Here is a 409-nt window from a genome sequence, read left to right as displayed (position 1 = left end):
AGCCAACACAAAGCAAATCAAAAACGCTTGAATATTGAAAAAGTATTTAAGCAATCCATGATGAATGATGATTTATTAAAAGCTGAATTTGATAATTATAAACCAACTAATAAAAACTTATTAGAAGCTAAGCAGATTCTACAAAAGTATGCAGCTAACTTTAAACCAGATAAACCAAAGTCGCTACTTTTACAGGGGAGTTATGGCATAGGCAAAAGTCATTTAGCTATGTCGGTTGTAAGAGAAGTCAAAAAGAAAGGCTATACAGCTTTATTCTTAGATGTTACTGAATTAGTAAAAGCTTATCGAAATACCTATAACAAGAATGTAGCAATGACTGAAAAAGAATTAGATCAAATGATTAGAGATGTAGATTTGCTTGTGATAGATGATTACGGCACAACAGTAA

The 409-nt window shown here is 31.1% G+C and carries 1 protein-coding gene; it reads left to right on the top strand.

Features of this window, described 5'->3' with window-relative positions:
* On the top strand, window positions 1–409 hold a 409-nt coding region (locus tag GV818_RS33895), incomplete at both ends, for an ATP-binding protein (RefSeq protein ID WP_161778764.1).

Source organism: Pseudomonas sp. Fl4BN1 (assembly GCF_009908285.1).
Taxonomy (GTDB): domain Bacteria; phylum Pseudomonadota; class Gammaproteobacteria; order Pseudomonadales; family Pseudomonadaceae; genus Aquipseudomonas.
The sequence above is the reverse complement of the archived record's forward strand: the minus strand, read 5'-3'. Positions and strand labels throughout refer to the sequence as shown.